The 25,294-nt window shown below is 67.7% G+C and carries 27 protein-coding genes; 17 read left to right on the top strand and 10 right to left on the bottom strand.

Features of this window, described 5'->3' with window-relative positions:
- Positions 1-62 precede the first annotated feature (62 nt).
- The 3 genes from AC1DVI_RS03180 (at position 63) to hemB (ending at position 2,994) form a co-directional block, all read left to right on the top strand.
- Positions 63-1,043 carry a diacylglycerol/lipid kinase family protein gene (locus tag AC1DVI_RS03180; RefSeq protein ID WP_476956722.1) on the top strand — a complete coding sequence of 327 codons (981 nt, stop codon included), beginning with the start codon at positions 63-65 and terminating at the stop codon, positions 1,041-1,043.
- A gap of 25 nt (positions 1,044-1,068) precedes the next feature.
- A complete protein-coding gene (locus AC1DVI_RS03175) occupies positions 1,069-1,917 on the top strand; it encodes a metallophosphoesterase family protein (RefSeq protein WP_476956721.1) in 849 nt (282 codons plus the stop codon).
- A 63-nt stretch (positions 1,918-1,980) separates the two neighbouring features.
- Positions 1,981-2,994: a porphobilinogen synthase gene (hemB, locus tag AC1DVI_RS03170; protein WP_476956720.1), complete on the top strand. Its 1,014-nt coding sequence runs from the start codon at positions 1,981-1,983 to the stop codon at positions 2,992-2,994.
- A gap of 45 nt (positions 2,995-3,039) precedes the next feature.
- Here hemB and AC1DVI_RS03165 read toward each other — a convergent pair whose 3' ends face one another.
- The 3 genes from AC1DVI_RS03165 to dapA form a co-directional block, all read right to left on the bottom strand.
- Positions 3,040-4,068 carry a class I SAM-dependent methyltransferase gene (locus AC1DVI_RS03165; RefSeq protein WP_476956719.1) on the bottom strand — a complete coding sequence of 343 codons (1,029 nt, stop codon included), beginning with the start codon at positions 4,066-4,068 and terminating at the stop codon, positions 3,040-3,042.
- Positions 4,069-4,096: 28 nt separating this feature from the next.
- Positions 4,097-4,543 carry an SsrA-binding protein SmpB gene (smpB, locus tag AC1DVI_RS03160; protein ID WP_476956718.1) on the bottom strand — a complete coding sequence of 149 codons (447 nt, stop codon included), beginning with the start codon at positions 4,541-4,543 and terminating at the stop codon, positions 4,097-4,099.
- Between the two features lie 66 nt (positions 4,544-4,609).
- Positions 4,610-5,485: a 4-hydroxy-tetrahydrodipicolinate synthase gene (gene dapA / locus AC1DVI_RS03155; RefSeq protein ID WP_476956717.1), complete on the bottom strand. Its 876-nt coding sequence runs from the start codon at positions 5,483-5,485 to the stop codon at positions 4,610-4,612.
- 78 nt (positions 5,486-5,563) lie between these two features.
- Here dapA and AC1DVI_RS03150 point away from each other — a divergent pair, with 78 nt between their 5' ends.
- Positions 5,564-7,552, top strand: coding sequence for a lytic transglycosylase domain-containing protein (locus AC1DVI_RS03150; RefSeq protein WP_476956716.1), 1,989 nt, complete (start codon positions 5,564-5,566; stop codon positions 7,550-7,552).
- A gap of 265 nt (positions 7,553-7,817) precedes the next feature.
- The gene (locus AC1DVI_RS03145; protein WP_149165813.1) at positions 7,818-8,045 is read left to right on the top strand and encodes a hypothetical protein; all 228 of its coding nucleotides are present in this window, start codon (positions 7,818-7,820) and stop codon (positions 8,043-8,045) included.
- 48 nt (positions 8,046-8,093) lie between these two features.
- On the opposite strand, the gene mltG is transcribed toward AC1DVI_RS03145, so the two are convergent.
- The 5 genes from mltG to fabD all read right to left on the bottom strand — a co-directional run bounded on the left by mltG (position 8,094) and on the right by fabD (position 12,583).
- A complete protein-coding gene (mltG, locus tag AC1DVI_RS03140; protein ID WP_476956715.1) occupies positions 8,094-9,095 on the bottom strand; it encodes an endolytic transglycosylase MltG in 1,002 nt (333 codons plus the stop codon).
- 26 nt (positions 9,096-9,121) lie between these two features.
- A complete protein-coding gene (fabF, locus tag AC1DVI_RS03135; RefSeq protein WP_476956714.1) occupies positions 9,122-10,384 on the bottom strand; it encodes a beta-ketoacyl-ACP synthase II in 1,263 nt (420 codons plus the stop codon).
- A gap of 87 nt (positions 10,385-10,471) precedes the next feature.
- Positions 10,472-10,711 (bottom strand): acyl carrier protein, encoded by a 240-nt coding sequence (locus tag AC1DVI_RS03130; RefSeq protein ID WP_014240383.1) that lies wholly within the window; start codon positions 10,709-10,711, stop codon positions 10,472-10,474.
- Positions 10,712-10,880: 169 nt separating this feature from the next.
- On the bottom strand, positions 10,881-11,618 hold the full coding sequence (gene fabG / locus AC1DVI_RS03125; protein ID WP_476956713.1) for a 3-oxoacyl-[acyl-carrier-protein] reductase: 738 nt from the start codon (positions 11,616-11,618) through the stop codon (positions 10,881-10,883).
- 8 nt (positions 11,619-11,626) lie between these two features.
- Positions 11,627-12,583, bottom strand: coding sequence for an ACP S-malonyltransferase (gene fabD, locus AC1DVI_RS03120; RefSeq protein ID WP_476956712.1), 957 nt, complete (start codon positions 12,581-12,583; stop codon positions 11,627-11,629).
- A gap of 393 nt (positions 12,584-12,976) precedes the next feature.
- Between fabD and rpsF the strand changes: the two genes are divergently transcribed.
- From rpsF to AC1DVI_RS03070, 10 genes are all read left to right on the top strand, one after another.
- Positions 12,977-13,414 carry a 30S ribosomal protein S6 gene (gene rpsF / locus AC1DVI_RS03115; protein WP_014240380.1) on the top strand — a complete coding sequence of 146 codons (438 nt, stop codon included), beginning with the start codon at positions 12,977-12,979 and terminating at the stop codon, positions 13,412-13,414.
- Entirely contained in the window at positions 13,415-13,687 is a 273-nt protein-coding gene (rpsR, locus tag AC1DVI_RS03110) for a 30S ribosomal protein S18 (protein WP_014240379.1), read from the top strand.
- Between the two features lie 34 nt (positions 13,688-13,721).
- Positions 13,722-14,678, top strand: a complete 957-nt coding sequence (locus tag AC1DVI_RS03105; protein ID WP_476956711.1) for a DUF2232 domain-containing protein — start codon at positions 13,722-13,724, stop codon at positions 14,676-14,678.
- Positions 14,678-15,250 carry a 50S ribosomal protein L9 gene (gene rplI, locus AC1DVI_RS03100; protein WP_476956710.1) on the top strand — a complete coding sequence of 191 codons (573 nt, stop codon included), beginning with the start codon at positions 14,678-14,680 and terminating at the stop codon, positions 15,248-15,250. The genes AC1DVI_RS03105 and rplI overlap by 1 nt, the downstream gene beginning before the upstream one ends.
- A gap of 249 nt (positions 15,251-15,499) precedes the next feature.
- Positions 15,500-16,753, top strand: a complete 1,254-nt coding sequence (locus AC1DVI_RS03095) for a class I SAM-dependent methyltransferase (protein WP_476956709.1) — start codon at positions 15,500-15,502, stop codon at positions 16,751-16,753.
- Between the two features lie 182 nt (positions 16,754-16,935).
- Positions 16,936-18,468, top strand: coding sequence for a replicative DNA helicase (locus AC1DVI_RS03090; RefSeq protein WP_149165805.1), 1,533 nt, complete (start codon positions 16,936-16,938; stop codon positions 18,466-18,468).
- On the top strand, positions 18,446-19,582 hold the full coding sequence (gene alr, locus AC1DVI_RS03085; RefSeq protein WP_476956708.1) for an alanine racemase: 1,137 nt from the start codon (positions 18,446-18,448) through the stop codon (positions 19,580-19,582). The genes AC1DVI_RS03090 and alr overlap by 23 nt, the downstream gene beginning before the upstream one ends.
- Entirely contained in the window at positions 19,582-20,358 is a 777-nt protein-coding gene (locus tag AC1DVI_RS03080; protein WP_014240372.1) for an MlaE family ABC transporter permease, read from the top strand. The genes alr and AC1DVI_RS03080 overlap by 1 nt, the downstream gene beginning before the upstream one ends.
- A 22-nt stretch (positions 20,359-20,380) precedes the next feature.
- Positions 20,381-21,172, top strand: a complete 792-nt coding sequence (locus tag AC1DVI_RS03075; protein WP_476956707.1) for an ABC transporter ATP-binding protein — start codon at positions 20,381-20,383, stop codon at positions 21,170-21,172.
- Positions 21,173-21,275: 103 nt separating this feature from the next.
- Positions 21,276-21,494 (top strand): hypothetical protein, encoded by a 219-nt coding sequence (locus AC1DVI_RS03070; RefSeq protein ID WP_035673594.1) that lies wholly within the window; start codon positions 21,276-21,278, stop codon positions 21,492-21,494.
- A gap of 3 nt (positions 21,495-21,497) precedes the next feature.
- Here the strand turns inward: AC1DVI_RS03070 and AC1DVI_RS03065 are convergent, their stop codons facing one another.
- Both AC1DVI_RS03065 and map read right to left on the bottom strand, forming a co-directional pair.
- Entirely contained in the window at positions 21,498-22,091 is a 594-nt protein-coding gene (locus tag AC1DVI_RS03065; RefSeq protein WP_476956706.1) for an NUDIX hydrolase, read from the bottom strand.
- Positions 22,088-22,915 carry a type I methionyl aminopeptidase gene (map, locus tag AC1DVI_RS03060; protein ID WP_476956705.1) on the bottom strand — a complete coding sequence of 276 codons (828 nt, stop codon included), beginning with the start codon at positions 22,913-22,915 and terminating at the stop codon, positions 22,088-22,090. The genes AC1DVI_RS03065 and map overlap by 4 nt, the downstream gene beginning before the upstream one ends.
- Before the next feature lie 158 nt (positions 22,916-23,073).
- Here map and radA point away from each other — a divergent pair, with 158 nt between their 5' ends.
- Positions 23,074-24,474, top strand: a complete 1,401-nt coding sequence (radA, locus tag AC1DVI_RS03055; protein WP_476956704.1) for a DNA repair protein RadA — start codon at positions 23,074-23,076, stop codon at positions 24,472-24,474.
- A 58-nt stretch (positions 24,475-24,532) separates the two neighbouring features.
- Positions 24,533-25,219, top strand: a complete 687-nt coding sequence (locus AC1DVI_RS03050) for a CvpA family protein (RefSeq protein ID WP_145626596.1) — start codon at positions 24,533-24,535, stop codon at positions 25,217-25,219.
- The last annotated feature ends 75 nt before the right edge of the window (positions 25,220-25,294 follow it).

Genomic DNA, 25,294 nt, shown 5'->3' with positions numbered 1-25,294 from the left:
TCGCGGAACACCGCCCCGGCCTCAGCCGTTGCCGCACCCACAGTCATGAGCGGGACAGTTCCATGATGGCAGCCTCAGCAGCGCAAGCGTCACGTCGGGAGGGACCGGGCCGCAAAACGGCCATCATCCTCAACCGGTCCGCGGGAACGCTGGCCGGACAGCCGATTGACGACACGGTGGTGGCGATCCGCAGCGCCTTCGAGCGGCATGGGGCGGAGGTGTCGCTGACCGCGGTGGAGCCGACGGACTGCGAGGCGGAAATCCGCAAGGCCATCGACTCCGACGCGGAGCTGGTCATCGTGGGCGGCGGCGACGGGACCATCCACACCGCGGTCAACATGATCCTGCCCACCGGCAAGATCCTGGGCATCCTGCCGCTCGGCACCATGAACCTGCTGGCGCGCGATCTGAAGACGCCACTGGACCTCGACGAGGCGTACGAGGCCCTGGCCGGCGGGGAGGTGAGCAGCATCGACGTGGCGGAGGTGAACGGCGAGGTCTACCTGAACAGTTCCGTCCTCGGCTTCTATCCCCAGGTGGTGCAGGAGCGCGAGGAGAAGCGCAAGCGGCACCGCCTGCTGAAATGGCCGGCGATGGCGCTCGCCATGGTCCGCACCTTCCGCCGCCTGCCCCTGCTCGACGTGCGGATCGACTGGGGCGACGGGCCGCGCCGCGTGCGCACCCCGATTCTGGTGGTCTCCAACAACCCCTTCGACGGCGAGGCGGGCAGCATGCTCCTGCGTCGGGACCGGCTCGATTCCGGAAAGCTCGGCGTCTATGTGGCGCGGCAGCGCGACCCCTGGGGGCTGCTGCGGCTGATGGGGCGCACCGTGCTCGGAACTTGGCAGCAGGATGAGGAGTTGGAAACGCTGACGGCCACGCAACTGACGGTGCACAGCCGGCGGCGGCGGCTGAAGATGGTCAACGACGGCGAAATCCTGCAGATGGAGCCGCCGCTGAACTACCGCATCCGCCCCAAGGCGCTGAAGGTCCTGCTGCCCAAGGCAGCAGCTGAAAGCGACGGCACGGCGGACGGCGCGTGACGGGAATGACTGCCGGGGAGGTGTCGTGAAGAAGCTCGCCCACATCTCGGACCTGCATTTCGGGCGGATCGACCCTCTGGTGGTCGACGGCCTGCTGGCCGATCTGACGGCGGCGCGGCCCGACCTGATCGTCATCTCCGGCGATCTGGTCCAGCGCGCCAAGGCCCGCCATTTCCTGGAGGCGCGGGCCTTCCTGGAGAAGCTGCCCTTCCCCTATCTGGTGGTGCCGGGCAACCACGACATCCCGGTCTACAATGTGGTGCGCCGCTTCCTCGACCCGTTCGGCAATTACAAGCGCTACATCACCACCGACCTCAGCCCCTTCCACATCGATTCGGAAATCGCCGTGCTGGGGATCAACACGGCGCGCTCGGTCATCACGGATTTTTCCGAAGGGCGCATGAACAAGGCCCAGATCAAGCGCGTGCGCGAGGTGTTCTGCGAGGTGCCCGACACCGTCTTCAAGGTGCTGTTCACCCACCACCCCTTCTTGCCGCCGCCCGACGCGCCGAAGACGAAGCTGGTCGGGCGGCACAGGCTGGCCCTGCCGGCGCTGGAGAGCTGCGGGGTCGACCTGCTGCTGGCTGGGCACCTGCACCGCGCCTATTCCGGCGACATCATGACCCACCACACCCAGGTGGCGCGCTCCATCCTGGTCGCCCAGGCCTCAACCGCGACCTCCACGCGCCTGCGCAACGAGGCCAACGCCTACAACCTCATAGCCATCGAGCCGCCGCGCGTCACCTTCGAGGTGCGGTCCTGGGAGGGGGCGGCCTTTACCGGTGGCCTCGTCTCGCAATGGCGCAAGGACGGGCACCGCTGGGTCATGGAGATGCAGGACTCGGGATTCAGACCTGTGAGCGGTGCGGCTTGAGTCACGGCGGCCATGCGGCGTAGGATCGCGCCGCAAGTTTTAAGAGCACATCAGGTCCCCCGCATGTCCGCTTCGCATTTCCGGTCCCCGGCGTCCTTCCCGCGCACCCGGCTGCGCCGCAACCGCGCCGACGCCTGGACCCGCCGCCTCGTCGCCGAGAACCGCCTGACCGTGGACGACCTGATCTGGCCGGTCTTCGTCATCGAGGGGCAGAACCAGAGGGTGCCCGTGGCCTCCATGCCCGGCGTGGAGCGGCTGACCATCGACCTGCTGACCGAGGCGGTGGCCGCGGCCGGCGACCTCGGCATCCCCTGCGTCGCCCTGTTCCCGGTCGTCGGCGCCGAGGGCAAGTCGGAGGACGCGGCGGAGGCCTACCGCCCCGACAACCTGATGAACCGGGCCATCCGCGCGCTGAAGGCCGCGGTGCCGCATGTCGGCATCCTGGGCGACGTGGCGCTGGACCCCTACACCACCCACGGCCACGATGGGCTGATGCGCGACGGCTACATCCAGAACGACGAGACGGTCGAGGTGCTGGCCCGGCAGGCGCTGTCGCAGGCCGACGCCGGCGTGGACATCGTCGCCCCGTCGGACATGATGGACGGGCGCATCGGCCTGATCCGCGACCGGCTGGACGGCCATGGGCATGAGCTGGTGCGGCTGTGCTCCTACGCCGCCAAATACGCCTCGGCCTTCTACGGCCCCTTCCGCGACGCGGTGAATTCGGGCGGCTTCCTGAAGGGCGACAAGAAGACCTACCAGATGAACCCCGCCAACACCGACGAAGCCCTGCACGAGGTCGCCCTCGACCTCCAGGAAGGGGCGGACATGGTGATGGTGAAGCCGGGCCTGCCCTATCTGGACGTCATCCGCCGGGTGAAGGACACCTTCGCCGTCCCGACCTTCGCCTACCACGTCTCCGGCGAATACGCGATGCTGCGCGCCGCCGCGCAGAACGGCTGGCTGGACTACGACAAGGCTTTGCTGGAGACGCTGACCGGCTTCAAGCGCGCCGGCTGCGACGCGATTTTGACCTATGGCGCGGTGGACGCGGCGCGGCGACTGCAGGAGGGCTGACCCATCCGCGCGGGGCCGCGCTGCGGCACGGCCCCGCCCCGTCCGTTACTTCGGGGTGCCCTTCCACACCTGGAACTGCGGCGTTTCGAGCAGCAGGTCGGCGTGGCCGAAGGCCGTCTTGAACAGCTTCCCCACCCCCGCCGTCCGCTGGGTCACGGCGACCAGCGAGCCGCGCAGCTTCAGATACTGTTTGGTGCCGGCGACCAGAGCCTCCAGCATCCCGAAATCCTCGTCCTTGCCGCGGTGGAGCGGCGGATTGGAAACGATCAGCCCGAAGCGCTCCCGCGCGCCGAGTCCGGCCAGCCCGTCGCTCAGCACGCATTCCGCGTCCGGCACATTCTGACGGGCGGCGTGCAGAGCCACCGCGTCGATGTCCAGCAGGGTCAGCCGGGCGTCCGGCGTGCGCTCCCGCACCGCCCGCGCGATCACCCCGGCGCCACAGCCGAAATCCAGGACGGCGGTGCCCGCCGCGATTTCCGGCAGAACCTGGAGCAGGCATTCCGTGCCGGTGTCGAGACGGCCATGGGCGAACAGGCCGGGGTAGGACACCAGATCCAACACCTCGTCGCGCCCCGGCAGCGGCAGGGCGACGGTCTGCCGCCAATCCTCCAGATTGCCCTTGGCCGAATCGCTGGTCCGGCGGGTTTCCAGCAGACGGGCGCGGCGCTTGATGGTCAGCGTCTCCACGCCTTCCGCCAGCCCGTCGAAGCGCTTCGGCGCGGAGGTGATGCCCTCGTCGTTGCTGCCGGCGATCCACAGCGGCGCCCCCGCCGGCAAGCGGGCGGCCAGGGCGTGCAGCGCCATCTCGAAGGCGGCCCAGCCGCGCGGCAGGCGCAGGACCGCGCCGTCGAAGGCGCCGTCCGCCGGCCAGGGCGTGGCCGGCTTGCCGTCCAGCGCCAAGCGGTGCCAGGAGACGACCTCCGCCCCTCCGTCGGCCAGGGCCTCTTCCATGGCGCCGTCGGTGTCGCCGGCCACCAGGATGCGGCCCTGCGGGCGGCGCTCGGCCAGGGCCTCCGCGGCGACGCCGGCCACGGTGGAATCGCGGTCGGTCGCGCGGTTGGACAATCGGCTCACAAGCTCTTTCCCTTTATTCCCTGGTTCCTCAACCCTTGTCGCGCATCAGGCGCGCTTTGTCGCGCTGCCAAGACCGTTCCTTCTCGGACTCGCGCTTGTCATGCTTCTTCTTGCCGGTGGCGAGGCCGACCTCGACCTTGGCGATGCCGCGGTCGTTGAAGTAGACGGTCATCGGGATCAGCGTGATCCCCTTTTGCTTGATGGCGCCCATGAGCTTGCTCAGCTCGCGGCGGTGCACCAGCAGCTTGCGCGGGCGCTTGGTCTCGTGCTGAAGCCAGCGGCCTGCCTGCCCGTATTCGGGGATGTAGGCGTTGAACAGGTACAGCTCCCCGTTCTTGAGGCCGGCGTACGCCTCGTTGATGCTGGCACGGCCGCCGCGCAACGACTTCACCTCGGTGCCGGTCAGGATCAGACCGGCCTCCAGGGTGTCTTCGATGAAATAGTCGAAGCGTGCGCGGCGGTTCTGTGCCGCCATGCGCCTTGGTTCGGGCTCGCGGGCGGCCACGTATCCTCCTTCCCTGGGGCGGGGTGCTGCCGTCCCTTAGGACAGCAGCCCGGCCTTCTTCATCGCGTCGCGGACGGTGGTCCGCGTGCTTTCCGACGCGGCGACCAGCGGCAGGCGAACCTCGTCCGAGGACTTGCCGAGCAGGCTGGCGGCGTACTTCACCGGGGCCGGGCTCGTCTCCACGAACATGGAATCGTGCAGCGGGGTCAGCAGGTCGCGGTATTTGTAGGCAGTGGCGAGATCGCCCTTCCGCCAAGCGTCCTGCATCGCGGCGCACTGGGCCGGCGCGATGTTCGCCGTCACCGAGATGCAGCCGACGCCGCCCTGCGCGTTGAAGGCCAGCGCCGTCGCATCCTCGCCCGAGAGCTGGATGAAGTCGGGGCCGACCTCCTGCAGCAGGCGGACCGGGCGGGCCAGATCCGCCGTGGCGTCCTTCACGCCGATGATGTTCGGCAGCTTGGCGAGGCGGGCCATCGTTGCCACCGACATATCCACGACACTGCGGCCGGGAATGTTGTAGATAACGATCGGCAAATCCGCCGCGTCATGGATCGCTTTGAAATGCTGGTACAGACCTTCTTGCGTCGGCTTGTTGTAATAGGGCGTGACGACCAGCGCCGCCGTGGCGCCGGCCTTCCTGGCGTGCTGGGTCAGCGAGATCGCCTCCTCGGTGGAGTTCGACCCGGTGCCGGCGACGACCGGAACCTTCCCGCCCGCGGCCTCGATGCACAGCTCGACGACCCGATTGTGCTCCTCGTGGGAGAGGGTGGGCGACTCGCCCGTGGTGCCGCACGGGACGAGACCGTGGGTGCCCTGCGCAACCTGCCACTCGACGAAGGACTGGAAGGCGGCCTCGTCCACTTTCCCGTTTTTAAACGGGGTCAAAAGAGCGACGATGGAACCGTACAACATGCCTGCCACCTCCGACGGACTACAAGAAAAGTGTCGCGCACCTTAGCCGCACCCGTTCCCCCGAGCAAGAGCGCCCGGATGATCATCCGACATGCCACCCGTTCCGCCACCCGTTCCGCCACCCGTTCCGCCATTGCCGCCGCCCTGCTGGGGCTGATCGTGCTGGCCCAGCCCGCCGGGGCGGCCAGCCTGACGGCGCAGGACCTCGCCGTCTACCGGCAGGCCTTCAAGGCCGCCGACAACGACCGCCACGACGAGGCGCTGCGCCTCGCCGCCCAGGCGTCGAACAAGCTGCCGGCCAAGGTGATCCGCTGGATGGCCCTGGCGACTCCCGGCGGCGGCAGCTTCGACGAGATCGCCGCCTTCATCCGCGAGAACGGCGACTGGCCCAACCAGGCGCAGCTTCGCCGTCAGGCGGAAAAGGCGATGCCCATCGACCTGGACGAGGACCGGGTGCTGGCGTGGTTCAAGCAGTACCCGCCGCTGTCCAACGAAGGCTTCATGCGCCACGCCGACACGCTGCTGGCGACCGGCAATGCCGAGCGGGCGGTGCGGATGGTGCGCGACCGCTGGGTGGAGGCGAACTTCACATCCTCCGACGAGGAGCAGTTCCTCGCCCGCTACCGCTCGCACCTGCGCCCGCCGGAACACAAGGCCCGCATCGACCGGCTGCTATGGGAGAGGCAGGAGGCCGCGGTGCGCCGCATGCTGCCCTTCTTCGATGAAGCCTACGACGTGCTGATCGAGGCGCGGATCGCTTTGGACAGCGACGCCAAGAACGCCGACGCTGCCCTGGCCCGCGTCCCCGCCTCCCTGCGCAACGACCCCGGCCTGCTGTTCGACCGCGCCCGTTACCGCCGCCGCAAGGGCGACGACGCGGGGGCGCTGGAGATCATCGCGCAGGCGCCAAAGGACATGGGCCGCCCGCAGGCCTGGTGGACGGAGCGCCACATCCTGGCCCGCCGCGCCATGGTGAACGGCGACCACAACCTCGCCTACCGGCTGGTGACGGCGCATGGACAGACCGAGGGCAGCGGTGCGGCGGAAGCGGAATTCCTCGCCGGCTTCCTCGCGCTGCGCTTCCTCGACGATCCGTCGAGCGCCTTCAACCACTTCCACAAACTCTACCGCTCCGTCGGCGCGCCGATCAGCAAGGCGCGCGGCGCTTACTGGTGCGGGCGCGCCGCGGAGGCGCTTGGTCAGACGGCGCAGGCCAAGGACTGGTACGCCAAGGCTGCCCAGTACGGGACGACCTTCTACGGCCAGCTCGCCGCCCGCCACGCCGGCAACGGGCGCATCGCACTGCCCGCCGAACCGCGGGTGTCCAACGCCGACGCCACCGCCTTCGAGCGGCGGGAGGTGGTGCGCGTGACCAAGCTGCTGGCGGAGATCGAGGGCAACACCGACGAGCGGGTGACCGCCTTCCTGCGCCGCATCAGTCTCGACGCCAAGGAGCCGGCGGATTACGTGCTGGCCGCCAAGCTGGCCCGCGAGGTCGGTCGCCGCGACCTCGCTGTTGCCGCCGCGAAGGACGCCGCGCAGAACGACGTGTTCCTGGTGGAAGCCGGTTATCCGATGATCGAGAGCCGGCCGTCCGCCCCGGAAATCGCCCTGGTGCACGCCATCATCCGGCAGGAGAGCACCTTCAACACCCGCGTGGTGTCGTCGGCCGGGGCGCGCGGCCTGATGCAGCTCATGCCCGGAACGGCGCAGCTGGTCGCCAGCAAGCTCGGCGTCAAGCACGACAATGCCAAGCTGATCAGCGACCCGGACTACAATGTGCGGCTCGGCTCGACCTATCTGGCGGACATGATCGACCGCTTCAACGGCTCCTACATCATGGCCATCGCCGCCTACAACGCCGGCCCGACCCGCGTGCGTCAATGGATCGACACCTACGGCGACCCGCGGGGCGAAGCCATCGACGCCGTGGACTGGCTGGAGCTGATCCCGATCTACGAAACCCGCAACTACGTCCAGCGGGTCATGGAGGCCATGCTGGTCTACCGTGCGCGCATCCAGGGCGCCAAGGCGGAGCTGAATCTGGACAAGGAAATCCGTCGGTAAGTGGCGAACGATCCCTCTCCCTGGGCTGGAGAGGGATCCATACGCTTCGATCAAAGCCGAATATTCGAAAGTCCCAAAAGCCGGCTTATCTCTGTCACATACCAAAATCGAAATCGTCCGAATTTCGTCTTTTTCGTCTGAAGTGGTAACTCTTCTTCCTACCCGGAAGATGAATTGCATTTAATTCTCTATTAACCACAAGCCGACAGAATTCTCATGCACGGACGGACCGTGTTTCTCTTTATTCCGTGATTGGGAGCCTACCATGCCAGCACCGATGGTCGCCGATGAAGTCCGCCAGGCGTGCCGCATCCACGCGCGCCTTTTAGACGCCTTCATCACCTTGACGGAACAGGAACTGGCGCAGCTCGCCCCTGGTTTCGCCGAGGAAAGCCTCATGGAATCGCTGGAGAAGATGCGCGCCGCCCGCAAGAGCTACGGCGCCCTGGGCGGTGTCGTTGCGCTGGAGGTGGTGGCGTCGAACGCCGCCTGACCAACAGGCCTTCCGTTCGGCGGACTTTCGATCGGGAACAGGGGACCGCTAATCCTGTGGCGAGTCCCCGTTGCCCGTCCCACCGGACTGCCGACGCTGCACCTCGCGCCACTTGGCGACATTCCGGTTGTGATCCGGCAAGGTCTTCGCAAAGACATGCCCGCCGCCGCCATCGGCGACGAAATACAGGAAGTCGTGCTTCTCCGGATGCAGTGCCGCCTGGATGGACGCCCGCCCCGGATTGGCGATCGGCCCCGGCGGAAGCCCCGCCGTGACGTACGTGTTGTAGGGTGACTCGAACTTCCAGTCGTTGCGGGTCAGGGCCCGGCCCAGTTCCCCGCTGCCGTCGGTCAACGCGTAGATCACCGTCGGGTCCGACTGGAGCTTCATGCCGGTCTCCAGACGATTGACGAAGACGCCCGCCACCTTGGCGCGCTCCGCCGCGACGCCGGTTTCCTTCTCCACGATGGACGCCATGGTCAGCGCCTGCTGCGGAGTCTCGTAAGGCAGGTCCGGACCGCGATTCTTCCAGGCGTCGTTCAGCGCCTGGGTCATCGCGTGCTGCATCCGCTCGACCAGGGCCGAGCGCGAATCGCCGTAGGAATAATGATAGGTTTCAGGCAGTACGGCGCCGTCCTTCGGAACCGTCTTCACCTCGCCGGTCAGCGCCGGCTCGGCATCGAGAAGCGCCACCACCTGGGCGGAGGTCAGCCCTTCCGGCACCGTGAAGCGGCGGACTACAGTCTTGCCCTGCCGCAGCATCTCAAGCACACCGTCGACGCTGATGCCCGCCGGGAACGCGTACTCGCCCGCCTTCAGCGGCCCCTGGAGCTTTGCGGCGAACAGGAAGAGGATCGGGGACTCGACGACCCCCGCGTCCTCCAGGGTCAACGCGATCGCTTCCAGGCCGCTTCCGCGCGGAATGATGACCGTTTCGGCATGCTCGAGCGGTCCGGGGGCCATCACACGGAGGGCACCCCAGAACACCAACCCGCTGCCCGCGGTGAGGACGGTCAACGCCCCCGCCGCGAATCGGAGGCCCCAACCCATCGGCGGTCTCCGCGATGCTTCGCCGTTCAGACGAACTCCTTGAAGATCAGGGAGGCGTTGGTACCGCCGAAGCCGAAGGAGTTCGACAGCGCAGCCCGCACGCGGCGCTCCTGCGCAACCTTCGGAACGAGGTTGACGCCGAGGCAGCTCTCCGATGGGTTCTCAAGGTTCAGCGTCGGCGGAACCAGGCTGTGGTTGATCGCCTTGATCGAGTAGATCGCCTCGACCGCACCGGCGGCCCCCAGCAGGTGGCCGATGGCCGACTTGGTGGAGGACATGGCGAGGTTGTCCATCGCAGCACCGAACAGACGCTTCACCGCGCCCAGCTCGATCTCGTCGCCGAGCGGCGTCGAGGTGCCGTGCGCGTTGACATAGTCGATGTCCGACGGGTCCATCCCAGCCCGCTTCAGCGCGTTGCGCATGGCGCGGAACCCGCCGTTGCCGTCCTCCGCCGGAGCGGAGATGTGGTGGGCGTCGCCGGACATGCCGTAGCCGACCACCTCGGCGTAGATGTGGGCACCGCGCTTCTTGGCGTGCTCCAACTCTTCGAGGACGACGACACCGGCGCCCTCGCCGATCACGAAGCCGTCGCGGTCCTTGTCGTAGGGACGCGACGCCTTCTCCGGCGTGTCGTTGAAACTCGTGGACAGGGCGCGCATGGCGGCGAAACCGCCGACGCCCAGGCGGCTGACCGCCGCTTCCGTGCCGCCGGCGACCATCACGTCCGCATCGCCCAGCATGATCAGACGCGAAGCGTCGCCGATGGCGTGCGCGCCGGTCGAGCAGGCCGTGACCACCGCGTGGTTCGGACCCTTGAAGCCGTGCTGGATGGAGATGTGACCGGACGCCAGATTGATGAGGCAGGCCGGAATGAAGAAGGGAGAGATGCGTCGCGGGCCCTTCTCGGCGAGGGTGACGGCACCCTCGGCGATGCCCGGCAGACCGCCGATGCCCGAGCCCACCATGACGCCGGTGAGTTCGCGCTCCTCCTCGGTCTGGGGAACCCAGCCGGAATCCTTGATCGCTTCGTGGGCGGCGGCGATGGCGAAGATGATGAAATCGTCCATCTTCCGCTGGTCCTTCGGCGGAACGAAGGCATCGGGGTTGAACAACCCGTCGCCATCCCCGCGCGGAACCTGCCCGGCAACTTTCGAGGCCAGATCGGAGGCGTCAAAACCCGTGATGGCGCGGATGCCCGATTGGCTGGCGGTCAAACGCTCCCAGTTGAGCCTGTGGCCGACACCGAGCGGCGTGACCAGACCAAGGCCGGTAACGACGACACGTCTCATGGGGTATTCCTTGACCTTTCCTCGGAAAACTCAGCGACGGCCAGGCCACTTTGGAAAGCTGCCTGGCCCTCTTGCGCCAGCGCCTGATCAGGCGGCGGCGTTCGCCTTGATGAAGTCGATGGCGTCCTTCACCGTCAGAATCTTCTCGGCGGCGTCGTCCGGAATCTCGCAGCCGAACTCTTCCTCGAAAGCCATAACCAGCTCGACCGTGTCGAGGCTGTCGGCGCCGAGATCGTCGATGAAGGAGGCGTTCTCCGTCACCTTCGACTCCTCGACCCCGAGGTGGTCCACAACGATCTTCTTAACGCGCTCGGCGACATCGCTCATTTTTTAAGACCTTCCAATCCTTGAGACCGCTCGGGCGAATTCGGCCGGCTCAACACGCGGCTGCGTGCCTTCCTGCCACAAAAAGCCCCGTCCGATAACACATTTTTACAGCCTTGACCAGCGCCCGCGGGAGCCGGTCCGAACCTGTGGTTCAGGCAGCGAATCCGCCTCAGATCATGGCCATGCCGCCGTTGATGTGCAGCGTCTGGCCGGTGACATAGGCGGCCTCATCGCTCGCCAGGTACACGACTCCGGCGGCGATTTCCCCCGGCTCGCCCATGCGGCCGGAAGGAATGGCGGTGAGCAGCTTGTCCTTCTGCTCGGAATTCAGGGCGTCGGTCATCGCCGTGGTGATGAAGCCCGGCGCGACGCAGTTCACGGTGATGCCGCGCGACGCGACCTCCGCGGCCAGCGACTTCGACATGCCGATCATGCCGGCCTTGGAGGCGGCGTAGTTGGCCTGGCCGGGGTTGCCGGTGACGCCGACGATCGAGGTGATGCCGATGATGCGGCCCCAGCGGCGCTTCATCATGCCGCGCAGCACGGCGCGCGACAGGCGGAAGGCGGCGGTCAGGTTGACGTCCAGCACCGACTGCCAGTCGTCGTCCTTCATGCGCATGGCCAGCTGGTCGCGGGTCAGGCCGGCGTTGTTCACCAGGATGTCGATCTGGCCGAGCGCGGCCTCCGCGTCCTTGGCGAGCTGCTCGGTCCCGGCGGCGTCGGCGAGGTTGCCGGGCACCACCAGAGCGCGGTCGCCCAGTTCGGCGGCGAGCGCCTCCAGCGGGGCGACGCGGGTGCCGGACAGGGCGACGGTGGCGCCCTGCGCGTGCAGCGCGCGGGCGATCTGCGCCCCGATACCACCCGAGGCGCCGGTGACCAGCGCCTTCTTTCCGGTCAGGTCGAACATAGAATGCCTCACAGGGTCTTCAGGAACGATTCGACGTCGGCCGGACCCTGCACGGAGGTGCCGGCCAACTCCTTGTCGATGCGCTTGGCGAGACCCGACAGCACCTTGCCGGAGCCGAGCTCGACCAGCGTGTCGACGCCCTGCTCCTTCATATAGAGCACGCTCTCGCGCCAGCGAACCATGCCGGTCACCTGCTCCACGAGAAGGCGGCGGATCTCGTTGGGGTCAGACACGGCCGACGCGGTCACGTTGGCGACCACCGGAACCGCAGGCGCGTTGATCGTCACGTTGGCCAGGGCCTCGGCCATGGCGTCGGCGGCGGGCTGCATCAGCGGGCAATGGAAGGGCGCGCTGACCGGCAGGCGCACGGTGCGCTTCAGCCCGCGCTCCGCGGCGATCACGATGGCGCGCTCGATGGCCTCGGCGTGGCCGGAGATCACCACCTGCCCCGACGAGTTGTCGTTGGCGACGGTGCAGACCTCGTTCTGCCCCGCGGGGGTCTTGGCGGCCTCGGCGGCGATGGCCTGGGCCTGCTCCAACTCGGCGCCCAGCAGGGCGGCCATGGCGCCCTGCCCGACCGGCACGGCCTTCTGCATGGCCTGGCCGCGCAGCTTCAGCAGGCGCGCGGTGTCGGCCAGGGTGAAGGCGCCGGCGGCGCACAGGGCCGAATACTCGCCCAGCGAATGGCCGGCGACGAAGGCCGCGTGCTTGCTCAGGTCGAGCCCGCCCTGCTCCTTCAGCACCCGCATGACCGCGACGCTGACGGCCATCAGGGCCGGCTGGGCGTTCTCGGTCAGCGTCAGGTCGGCCTCGGGGCCTTCGAACATCAGGCGGGACAGGCGCTGGTTCAGCGCGTCGTCCACCTCTTCAAAGGTGAGCCGCGCGACCTCGAACGCCTCGGCCAGCTCACGGCCCATGCCGACGGCTTGGCTGCCCTGGCCCGGAAAGACGAACGCCCTGGTCATGCTGTCTGGAAACCCTAGTAAAAAGGCGCGCCACCCGCGGCGCTGCCGTTGAATTCGGCGACAGTCATACCCGGCCTTTCGGGCAAGTCAAGCGATGCTCAACGTTGAAGGGCTGGAATTGGTGCCTTTCTGTTGCTTTTCCGGCGTTTTTTCATTGCTGCAATGCAAAGACGAACGGAGAGGACGGCCTGTCCATGGCCTGCCGAAGACGACATCGCCGGAATCGCGGGCCGGCCGATGTTTCCGCTTGTCGGGATAGGGCTTTTGTGCATACTGCGCCGCTTCATAACTCCTTGCCGGTGGCTCGCGTGCCGTCGGCTAGGCCCGGGCGGCTGATCCTGTCCATAGGGGATGGGGCGCAGCGCCGGACCATGAACAGCCATGGGGAGTATAATGGCTCTTTACGAGTGCGTGCTGATCGCGCGCCAGGACATCTCGGCCGCCCAGGCCGAACAGCTCGGCGAGCAGTTCGCCCAGATCATTCGCGACAACGGCGGCCAGGTCGCCAAGACCGAATACTGGGGTCTGAAGACGCTCACCTACAAGATCAAGAAGAACCGCAAGGGTCACTATACCCTGTTCAACCTTGACGCCCCCGCCGCCGCCGTCCTCGAGATGGAGCGCAACATGGGCATCAACGAGGACGTGCTGCGCTTCATGACCGTCCGCGTCGATGCGCTGGACGCCAACCCGTCGGTGATGATGCAGAGCCGCGGCGAGCGTGGCGACCGCGGTGATCGCGGCGACCGCGGCCCGCGCCGCTTCGAGGATCGTGGCCCGCGCCCGCCGCGCCGCCAGGAGCCCACCGTTGCCGAAGGGGAGAACGCTTAAATGTCCGACAAGCAGACCTCGGGCGCTCCGGCCCGCACCGGTGGCGGTCCCCGCCGTCCGTTCTTCCGCCGCCGCAAGACCTGCCCGTTCTCGGGCGCGAACGCCCCGGCGATCGACTACAAGGACGTCAAGCTCCTGTCCCGCTTCATCTCCGAGCGTGGCAAGATCGTGCCGAGCCGCATCACCGCGGTTTCCGCGAAGAAGCAGCGCGAACTCGCCCGCGCCATCAAGCGCGCCCGTTTCCTGGCCCTGCTTCCCTACGTGGTGAAGTAAGGACCCGAAGCGGACAACAGGCAAAGGCAATCCCATGGCCTCGCCCCTGGCCGCCCCTCTGGCGGCTGCCATCGGTGTCGGCGTGGTCAGCGCTTTCTTCTACCTCGCCGTGCTGTTCGGCGGGTTCGGGGCGCTGATCCTGGGCTACCTGGCGCCGCTGCCGCTGTTCCTCGCGGGACTGTGGTTCGGCTCCACCGCCTCCCTTCTCGCCGGTGCGGCGGGGACGGTGGCGGTCCTGGCGGTGTCGTCCAGCCTTCTGGTGTCTCTCGCCTATCTGGTGACCGCGGCTGTCCCGGTCATCCTGGTGGTGCGGCAGGCGCTGCTGGCGCGGGCGGCTCCCGACGGGAGTGTGGAATGGTATCCTCCGGGCCGGCTCCTGATGGCGCTGACCGGAATGGGACTGGCGGGCCTTCTGGGCGCCGCGGTTCTGACGCTCGATCAGCCCGGCGGGCTGGAGGGCGCGGTGCGGGAAACGCTGGGCCGCATGGCGGACCAGATGTTCTCCGCGCAGGGCCAGCAGGCCCCGGACCCGCAGGACATCTGGATGGCCGAGGTGTTGCCGGGCTTCGCGGTGATCTCATGGCTTGTCATGACGATCGTCAACGGAGCCCTGGCGCAGGGCGTCCTGATGCGGTTCGGCCGCAACAAGCGCCCCGCCATGCGGCTGGACGACCTGGAACTGCCGCGGTGGCTCGCCACGGCGTTCCTGCTGGCCATGGTGGCGGCCTCGCTGGCGTCGGACCCGGTCGGGTTCCTCGCGGTCAACGCTGCGCTGATCCTGGCCCTGCCATTCGCCTTTGCCGGGCTTTCGGTGGTGCATGTGTTCGCCCGAAGCCGATCGGCCAAGCTGCCGATCCTCGTCGGGTTCTACATGTTCCTGTTTCTTTTCGGTTGGCCGATCGTGCTGATGGTCGGTCTGGGCATGATCGAGCAATGGATTGGGCTGCGTCGCCGTCTCCGGCCCGCCGGCCCCGATCAGGAGGACGAGTGATGGAAGTTATTCTGCTGGAGCGGGTCGAGAAGCTCGGCCAGATGGGCCAGGTCGTGAAGGTGCGTCCCGGCTTCGCCCGCAACTATCTGCTGCCGCAGAAGAAGGCCATGCGCGCCACCAAGGCGAACATGGCGTTCTTCGAGAAGCAGAAGGCCCATCTGGAGGCCGTCAACCTGGAGCGCCGCAAGGACGCCGAGCAGGTGGCCACCAAGATGAACGACGTGTCGGTCGTCGTGATCCGTCAGGCCGGCGAGACCGGCGTTCTGTACGGTTCGGTGACCCCGCGCGACGTCGCGGACGCCCTTGACGCCGCCGGCTACAAGGTCGACCGCAAGCAGGTGTCGATCGAGACCCCGATCAAGACGCTGGGCCTGTTCAAGCTGCGCGTCGTCCTGCACCCCGAGGTGAGCATCTCCGTCACGGTGAACGTCGCCCGCTCGCAGGAAGAGGCTGAACTCCAGCGTTCCCGCGGCGGCATGGTCACCGCGGCCGACCTGCGCGACGACGAGGACGAGGACGAGATCGAGGAGGCCCCCGAGGCCCCCGAGGCCGAGGTTTCCGAGGAGGGCTGACCGCCCGCTCAACGAGACCAGTCCGCTCGTCCGGAAGCCGCCCGCCCCCGAAAGGGGCGAGGCGGCTTTTCCGCTTTCGGCGCCCCGCATCATCCGGCCCTCCCCCATCCGGATGCGCCCGACGCCCCGTCCCCTGCCCCGTCCGGCGGGTTGCCTCTCCCCGCTCCGAACTCCGACTCTCGTTCCCGGTTGATTCGCTTGCGGCGAACATCCGGACCGAGTCGCGTTCGACGGACGTGGAGATGCCCGATGCTGCTTGCCCGCCTGCTCAGCCCGGCCCTGACCACCGGTGCTCTGGACATCGTCGGTGCCGATGGGCGGAGGCACCGGGTCGGGGTCGGCACCCCGTCCCTCACGTTGCGCTTGCACGACAGGGCGCTGCACCGCGACCTCGTGGTGAATCCGCGGCTTCGATTCGGCGAAGCCTACATGGACGGCCGCCTGACCATCGAGGGTGGCTCCGTCTATGATTTCCTGGCGCTGTTGTGCGCCGGGCCGGACAATGTCCAGGGTGCGCTGGGCATGATCCGGGAAGCCCTCTCCCCCGCGCTGCGGCTCTTCCAGCAGAGCAATCCCCTGCGGCGGTCGCGGCGCAACGTCGCCCATCATTACGATCTGTCGCGGGCCTTCTTCGAATTGTTTCTCGACCGCGACCTGCAATATTCCTGCGCCTACTTCCCCACCACCGACGCCGGGCTGGAGGAGGCGCAGGAGGCCAAGAAGCGGCACGTGGCGGCGAAGCTGCTGCTTCGGCCCGGCATGCGGGTGCTGGACATCGGGTGCGGCTGGGGCGGCATGGCGCTCTATCTCGCCCGCATGACCGGCGCCCAGGTCACCGGAATCACCTTGTCCCACGAGCAGCTCGCCGTGGCGCGGGAGCGGGCGGCCCATGCCGGGCTGGCCGGTCAGGTCCGCTTCGAGCTGCGCGACTACCGGCAGATGGAAGGACGCTTCGACCGCATCGTCTCGGTCGGCATGTTCGAGCATGTCGGGGTGCCCCATTATCCGGCCTTCTTCGCAAAGCTGCGCGACCTGCTGGCCGAGGACGGGGTGGCGTTGCTTCACGCCATCGGACGGTCGGATGGACCGGGGTCCACCAACCCGTGGTTCCGCAAATACATCTTTCCCGGCGGCTACTCGCCCGCCCTGTCGGAGGTGATCCCGGCGGTGGAAAAGGCCGGGCTGTGGAACACCGACGTCGAGATTCTGCGCCTTCACTACGCCGAGACCCTGCGCCACTGGCGGGAACGCTTTGCGGCCCGGCGGAAGGAGGTCGTCGGCATGTACGACGAACGTTTTTGCCGAATGTGGGAGTTCTATCTGGCCGGGGCGGAAATCAGCTTCCGCCACCAGGGACACATGGTTTTCCAGATGCAGTTGGCCCGCTCGCTGGGCGCCGTTCCGCTCGTTCGCGACTACATGCATCGCACTGAAGCAGCCTTGGCCGATGCGGTGCCGCCACCCTTGCGCACCGGCCGGACCATCGGCGCCAACAACGCTTGACCAGCGGCGTTCGCGCCACATCGACACACAGAGTTTGCCAAGGTCCAACACCTTGATATGGCGTCTGAATTTGCTGTTGCCCCCAGCTTTCACCGGCTGTGGATGAAAGTTACTCACAGGATTGTGGGTATTCTTAACCCGATCGCACAGCTTTGCGTGCCGCCCTTTGCTAAAGTGCCGCCATGGATGACAAGACCACCCAGCTTTTCGAGCCGCGCCCCCTCGACGGCGGGCTGTCCCGTGCCGGTGCCGCGAAGCCGACGGCGGAATACCGCACGCCGCCGCACAACGAGGAAGCGGAACAGGCGCTCCTCGGCGCCATCCTGGTGAACAACAAGGCGTATGAGAAGGTCGGCGAGTTCCTGCGCGCCGAGCATTTCTACGACCCGGCGCACCAGCGCATCTACTCGGCCATCGCCAAGATGGTGGAGCGCGGCCAGATCGCCAATCCGGTGACCCTGAAGGCCTATTTCGACAACGACGTCGAACTGGCGCCGGACGGCGGCGCCGGCTATCTGGCGCAGCTCGCCGCCAACGTCGTGACGGTGGTCAACGCGGGCGATTACGGCAAGACGATCCACGACTTGTTCCTGCGCCGGCAGTTGATCGAGGTCGGCACGGACATGGTGAACGAGGCGTACCAGCACGACCTCGACATCGACGCCATGGACCAGATCGAAACGGCGGAGAAGCAGCTGTTCGACCTCGCCTCGACCGGCGACGTGCGTGGCGGCTTCATCGCTTTCTCCGAGTCGCTGAAGGCAGCCATCGCCACGGCGGAGACGGCCTTCCGCCGGTCCAGCCACGTCACCGGCGTCACCACGGGCCTGCGCGACCTCGACCGCAAGCTGGGCGGCCTGCACCCCTCGGACCTCGTCATCCTCGCCGGGCGCCCCTCCATGGGCAAGACGGCGCTCGCCACCAACATCGCCTTCAACGCCGCCAAGGCGCACATGCGCACCAACGGCGGCGAGGGAGCGCCGGTCGGCTTCTTCTCGCTGGAAATGTCGGCGGAGCAGCTCGCCACCCGTATCCTGGCCGGCGAGGCCGAGGTGTCGGGCGACAAGATCCGCCGCGGCGAGATCAAGGACAGCGACTTCCCCAAGTTCGTGGCGGCCAGCCAGGAGCTGAGCCGCGTCCCCTTCTTCGTGGACGACACGCCGGCCCTGACCATCGCCGCGGTGCGCACCCGCTGCCGCCGGCTGAAGCGCACGCACGGGCTGGGCATGGTGGTGGTGGACTATCTCCAGCTGCTGCGCGGCGGCTCCACCAAGGGCAACGAGAACCGCGTGCAGGAAATCTCGGAAATCACCCGCGGCCTGAAGGCCATCGCCAAGGAGCTGGAGGTGCCGGTGCTCGCCCTGTCGCAGCTCAGCCGCGCGGTGGAAATGCGCGAGGACAAGCGGCCGCAACTCGCCGACCTGCGCGAATCGGGCTCCATCGAGCAGGACGCCGACGTTGTGATGTTCGTTTACCGCGAACAGTACTATCTTGAGCGTGCCGAGCCGGCCCGCCGGCCGGAAGAGTCCGAAGACAAGTACAACGACCGCTACGCCAACTGGCAGAGGCGCGCTGCCGAGGTTCACAACACCGCGGAGGCGATCATCGCCAAGCAGCGTCACGGCCCGATCGGCAGCGTCCGCATGTTCTTCGACGGCCAGTTCACCAGATTCGGCGACCTCGACACGACCCATGACTTCGGCCCCACTGAGTGATCCGCTGGCCCGCGCTGGCGCCGTTCTGACCATCGATCTCGGCGCGGTGGTCGCCAACTGGACGCAGCTCCGCGACCGGGTGGCGCCCGCCGAATGCGCCGCCGTGGTCAAGGCGAACGCCTATGGCCTGGGGGTGGACCGCGTCGTGCCGGCGCTGGCTGCCGCCGGCTGCCGGACCTTCGTCGTCGCCCAGTTCGAGGAGGCCCTGGCCGTCCGCGCGGTGGCGCCGCCGGAGGCCCGCGTGCTGTCGCTGGGCGGCCTGCCCGCCGGCACCGCGCCGGACTTTACGGCCCACCGCATCCTGCCGGTGCTGAACCATCTGGGCGACATCGCCGGGTGGCGGGCCCACGCCAAGACGCAGGGAACGGCCCTGCCCGCCGTCGTCCACCTCGACACCGGCATGAACCGACTCGGGCTCGGTCCGGACGAGCTGGACACGCTCGTCGGCGACCTTTCCCGGCTGGACGGGGTGGATGTCCGGGTGTGGATGACCCACCTCGCCTGCGCCGACGAAGACTCGGTGATGAACAGCCAGCAGCTCGGGCGCTTCCGCTCGGCGATCGGGCGCCTGCCCGCGGCCGCGGCGAGTTTCGCCAATTCCTCCGGCATCTTCCACGGAACGGCCTTCCATTTCGACCTCGTGCGGCCCGGCTGCGCGCTCTACGGCGTCAACCCGACGCCCGGTGCCGTGAACCCGATGCGGGGCACCATCCGGCTCGACGCCCGGCTGCTTCAGGTGCGCAACGTTGACAGCCCTATGACCGTTGGCTACGGTGCCACGCACCGCGTTGCGGCGAGAGGAAAAATCGCAACCATCGCAGTGGGTTATGCCGACGGATATCTGCGTTCGCTCAGCGGGCGCGGCCATGTCTTCGTCAACGGCGTGGCCGCTCCGGTGGTTGGGCGCGTTTCGATGGATCTGGTCACGGTGGATGTCAGCCACCTTCCCGACGAGGCGGTGACGCCCGGCGGGCTGGTGGAACTGATCGGCCCGAACCGCCCGGTGGACACCGTGGCGAGCGAGGGCGGAACCATCGGCTACGAGATCCTGACCTCGCTGGGCGCGCGTTACCACAGGGTCTACCGCGACCCGCCGCCGCCTGAGGTCGCTTGATGGGTTTCCTTGCCGCCACCGGACGGGCCTTCCTGATCTTTCTGGAAGCCACCGGAAAGCTCGCCATGTTCACCGGCGCCGCGTTGTCGCATTGCGTGCGTCCGCCGTTCTACCCGCGGCAGATCCTCCGCCAGATGATCGACATCGGCTACTACTCGCTGCCGGTGGTCGGGCTGACCGCGCTGTTCACCGGCATGGTGCTGGCGCTGCAGAGCTATTCCGGCTTTTCCCGCTTCCAGGCGGAGGGCGCCATCGCCACGGTGGTCGCCCTGTCGGTGACGCGGGAGCTGGGGCCGGTGCTGGGCGGCCTGATGGTCGCGGGACGCATCGGTGCCGCCATGGCCGCCGAGATCGGCACCATGCGCGTGACAGAGCAGATCGACGCGCTGTCGACCCTGTCGACCAACCCCTTCAAGTATCTGGTGGCGCCCCGCCTGATCGCCGGGCTGGCCATGCTGCCGCTGCTGGTGCTGGTGGCGGACATCATCGGCGTGTTCGGCGGCTTTCTGGTCGGCGTCTACCGGCTGGACTTCAACCCGGCCTCCTACATCGGCCGGACCTGGGAGTTCCTGGAGCCGGTGGACGTGATCTCCGGCCTCGTCAAGGCGGCGGTGTTCGGCTTCATGGTGTCGCTGATGGGTTGCTACCACGGCTACCATTCGCGTGGCGGCGCCCAGGGGGTGGGTGCGGCGACGACCAACGCGGTGGTGTCGGCCTCCATCCTGATCCTGGTGTGGAACTACCTCATCACCGGCATCTTCTTCTCGACGAAGTGAGCGCAGAGCAATGAGCGAGTCCATGTCGCAGGTTCCCCCCGCTCATCCGCCGAAGATTTCGCTGAAGAACGTGCACAAGGCGTTCGGACCGAAGGTCGTGCTCAACGGCATCGACCTGGAAGTCGGGCGCGGCGAGTCGCTGGTCGTCATCGGCGGGTCCGGTACCGGCAAGTCGGTGATGCTGAAGTGCATCCTGGGCCTTCTGTCCCCGGACAGCGGCTCCATCCGCGTCGATGGCGAGGAGACGACGAAACTGCGCCCGCGCGAGCGGGAAAAGCTGCTGCACAAGTTCGGCATGCTGTTCCAGGGCGCGGCCCTGTTCGACAGCCTGAAGGTCTGGGAGAACGTCGCCTTCGGCCTGATCCAGGGCGAGCACATGCCGCGCGCCAAGGCGAAGGACATTGCCATCGCCAAGATGGGCGCGGTCGGCCTTGGCCCGGAGGTCGGGGAACTGTTCCCGTCGGAGCTGTCGGGCGGCATGCAGAAGCGCGTCGGTCTCGCCCGCGCCATCGCCGACGAGCCGGAGATCATCTTCTTCGACGAGCCGACGACCGGCCTCGACCCGATCATGGCCGACGTGATCAACGAGTTGATCGTAAAGTGCGTGAAGGATCTGGGCGTCACCGCCGTGACCATCACCCACGACATGGCCTCGGCCCGCAAGATCGCCGACCGCGTCGCGATGATCTACCAGGGCCGGATCATCTGGACCGGCCACGCCAACGACATTGACCATTCCGGCAACCCCTACGTCGACCAGTTCGTCCACGGCCGGGGCGAAGGGCCGATCAAGATGCAGGTGCGGGCGCTGTAAGGCGCCACAGCGCCGGTTCGTGCAAAATTAACCTGCCGCCCGGTAGGGTCGGCCACAAAGCACGCCGGCCACCACGGGCCGGCGCCCCATCGGAGAGACGAGTATGGCGGACATCACCACGAACGGACTGGCCTTCGCGAGCTTCATGCTGAGCGCCAAGATTCTGGAGACGCTCCAGGCCAAGGGGCTGCTGACCAACGAAGAGACGGTGCAGACCATCAAGAACGCCCATGAGCAGCTCCTCAAGAACGACAACCAGCTGTCGCTCGAAGCCGCCGACGCGCTGGCTCACTTCTTCGCCGGCCCGACCGACGGGAAGTGACCGTCACGGCGCCGGACGCGCCGCCGACCGCGCGAGGTTATCGCGCAGCTCCGGCAGCAGGACGGCGCCCAGCAGGGCGATGACCGGCAGCAGGGCGTAGTCGCCCTCTGCCGCCGCGGCGATCAGGTCCGCGCGGGTCAGCAACTCCAGCCGCATCTCCTCCAGATCGCCGGAATCCGGCTCGGCCACCTTCCGGGCGTTGCGGGCCTGGAACAGGTGGCAGACGCAGCCGCGCTGGTTGGCCTGCACCACGTAGGAGCCGAGCGCGGTCCACTCCTCCGCGACATAGCCCGTCTCTTCCAGCAGTTCCCGCTTGGCCGCCGCCAGGGGCGCCTCCCCCGGATCGATCCCGCCCGCCGGAAAGGTCTGGGTGACGCGGCGCGGGCCGTGCTTGTATTGGCGCAGCATCAGGACACGCCCATCCGCGTCCTCGACGAACATCTGAACAAAGTCGCCCTGTTCAACCTGGTAAAAGTTCTCGACCCGCTGGCCGTCCGGGGTCTCGATGGTGTCGGCGTGCACCCGGACGAAGGGGCCGGCATCGAGCAGGGTGCGGCGGTCCAGCACGGTCCAGGGCTTCAGGTCGTCCCCGCTCATGCCGCAGCGGCTCCGGCCGCGGTTTCGTAGGGCGGCTGGGCGTAGCCGGCCGGCGACAGGGTGAAGATCTCGCAGCCCGTTTCGGTGATGCCGACCTGATGCTCGAACTGGGCGGACAGGGAGCGGTCGCGGGTGACGGTGGTCCAGCCGTCCGACAGGATCTTCACGTCCGGCTTTCCGGCGTTGAGCATCGGCTCGATGGTGAAGACCATGCCCGGAACCAGCAGAACCCCGGTGCCGCGCTTGCCGAAATGGTCGACATGGGGCGCGTCGTGGAACACCCGGCCGATGCCGTGCCCGCCGAAGTCGCGCACCACGCCGTAACGGTGGGATTCGGCCAAGGTCTGGATGGCGTGGCCGATGTCGCCCAGGTGATTGCCCGGCTTGGCCTGCGCGATGCCGGCCATCATGGCCTTGTAGGTGATGTCCACCAGCTTGCGCGCCTTCACCCCGATCTTGTCGCCGACGAAGAACATGCGGCTGGTGTCGCCGTACCAGCCGTCCAGGATCACCGTCACGTCGATGTTCACGATGTCGCCGTCGACCAGCGTCTTGTCGTCGGACGGGATGCCGTGGTTCACCACATGGTTCGGCGAGATGCAGCTCGCCGCCGGATAGCCGTGATAGCCGAGGGTCGCGGGGATGGCGCCGTTGTCGCGCATGAAGGTCTCGATCAGACGGTTCAGATGGCCCGTGCTGACTCCCGGCACCACCTGGGGCGTGATGTGGTCGAGCGTCGCCGCGGCCAACCGCCCGGCCTTGCGAAGTGCCTCGAACTCCTCCGGGCCGTGCAGCGGGATCTTCCGCGCGTCCTTGTCCGCCACCGTGTCACCTCACATCCGTTGTTCATCGTGATTCCGGTACAGAACCTACCACCGGAACAGCCGAGAAAAGCCCCAGCTTTTTATCACCTCTGCCATAGGATTTAGAACGTCACCTTGCTATATGTGGGGCGCTGCCGCTCCAACCAATCGCTAGACCTTTGGCAAAGCCAACCACCCGCTACGTCTGCCAGGCCTGCGGCGCGTCCTTCCCGAAATGGGCGGGACGCTGCGACGCCTGCGGCGAATGGAACACCCTCGTCGAGGAAGCCGCCCCGGAAGCCGCCCCCAAGGGATTGGGCGTGGCGCGCGGACGCCGGCTGGACTTCGTGGGACTGGCCGGGTCCAGCGAGGCGCCGCCGCGCCGCATGACCCGCATCGAGGAGTTCGACCGCGTCTGCGGCGGCGGCCTCGTCCCCGGATCGGCGATCCTGATCGGCGGCGACCCCGGAATCGGCAAATCGACCCTTCTCCTCCAGGCCATGGCCCGGCTGTCGCAGGAACACCGCTGCGCCTACGTCTCCGGCGAAGAGGCGGTGGACCAGGTGCGGCTGCGCGCCGTCCGTCTGGGCTGCGCCACGGCACCGGTCCAGCTCGCCTCGGCGACCAGCGTGCGCGACATCGTCGCCTCGCTCGACGGCACCGACGGGCCGGAGGTGGTCGTTATCGACTCGATCCAGACCATGTATGTGGACAATCTGGACAGCGCCCCCGGCACCGTCGCCCAGGTGCGGGCGAGCGCGCAGGAGCTGATCCGCGTCGCCAAGCGGCGCGGCTGCGTCCTGCTGCTGGTCGGCCACGTCACCAAGGAAGGCACCATCGCCGGCCCCCGCGTGCTGGAGCACATGGTGGACACGGTTCTCTATTTCGAAGGCGAGCGCGGCCATCAGTTCCGCATCCTGCGCGCAGTCAAGAACCGCTTCGGCGCGACGGACGAGATCGGCGTGTTCGAGATGACCGACGGCGGGCTGGGCGAAGTCGCCAACCCCTCCGCCCTGTTCCTGGCGGAACGGCGCGGCGACGTGTCGGGGGCCGCCGTCTTCGCCGGCATGGAGGGCACCCGCCCGGTGCTGGTCGAGGTCCAGGCGCTGGTCGCCCCCTCCCCGCTCGGCACGCCGCGGCGCGCGGTGGTCGGCTGGGACTCGGCGCGGCTCGCCATGGTCCTGGCGGTGCTGGAAGCGCGCTGCGGCGTGCAGATCGGCGCCAACGACGTCTATCTCAACGTGGCCGGCGGGCTGCGCATCACCGAGCCGGCGGCCGACCTCGCGGTCGCCGCGGCGCTGGTCTCCTCGCTGACCGGGGAGCCGGTGCCCGCCGACGCCGTGGTCTTCGGCGAGGTCGGCCTGTCGGGCGAGGTGCGCGCCGTGGGCCAGAGCGACGCCCGGCTGAAGGAAGCCGCGAAGCTGGGGTTTTCAACGGCGATCTTTCCGGCTAGACGGAACGGCAAGAAGCCGGGGCGCGGCGACAGCGGCCTGAAATCGGTCGAACTGCAGCAGCTCAGCGAATTGCTGCCGCTGTTCCAGGCCGGATCGGGAACCCGACCGCCGCGCGGCCGGGACTAGAGCGTCTGATTTGACACGAGCATCCAAAGCGAAAGCGCACGAGGCGTAAAGCGGCGTTATGGACACATTCCCGATCAATCCGGCGGATCTGGCCGTCATCGTGGTGCTTCTGCTGGCGGCCCTGCTGGCCTTCACCCGCGGCATGGTGGCCGAGGTGCTGTCGGTCGCCGCCTGGGTCGGTGCGGCGCTGATCACGCTGAACGCCCTGCCCCACGTTCTGCCCATCGCGCAGACCTACATTCATGTCGAGATGGCCGCCTACGCCGCGTCGGCGGTGGCGCTGTTCGTCGTCAGCCTTGTGGTTTTGACAATCCTGGGCCGCGTCGTGTCGCGGGGGGTGCAGAATTCCGGCCTTTCGGCGCTCGACCGCTCGCTGGGCTTCGTCTTCGGCTTGCTGAAGGGTGCAATCCTCGCCTCCGTCGCCTATCTCTTCTTCGCCTGGCTGGTGCCGAACCCGGCGGAGCATCCGGCGTGGCTGCAGAGCGCCAAAACCCGGCCGATGCTGGTCTCCGGGGCCGCCATGATTTACGAGGTGATGCCGGAGTCGCTGCGCAAGGATGGGCTGGGCCAGATGGACATGGCGCGGGAGCGCGCGCGGCAGGCGGTGGAGGCCAAGCAGGCGCTGGACCGCCTGTCCACGCCGGTTCCCGGCGCGCCGAAGACCGGTGGTGCTTCGCCGTCCGATACCGGCTATAAGGACCGGGACCGCGGCGACCTTGAGCGACTGATCCAGAACGCACGCTGAACGCCGCATGGTGCAGAGTGCCTGTGAGTAACGCCCCGCTGGCAAAGAGGCCGCCGGGGCAATGCCCTTTGGTGA

This window comes from Azospirillum sp. P4_B5, assembly GCF_056402275.1.
Note: the sequence above shows the minus strand (reverse complement) of the source record. Positions and strands in the feature narration are given on the sequence as shown.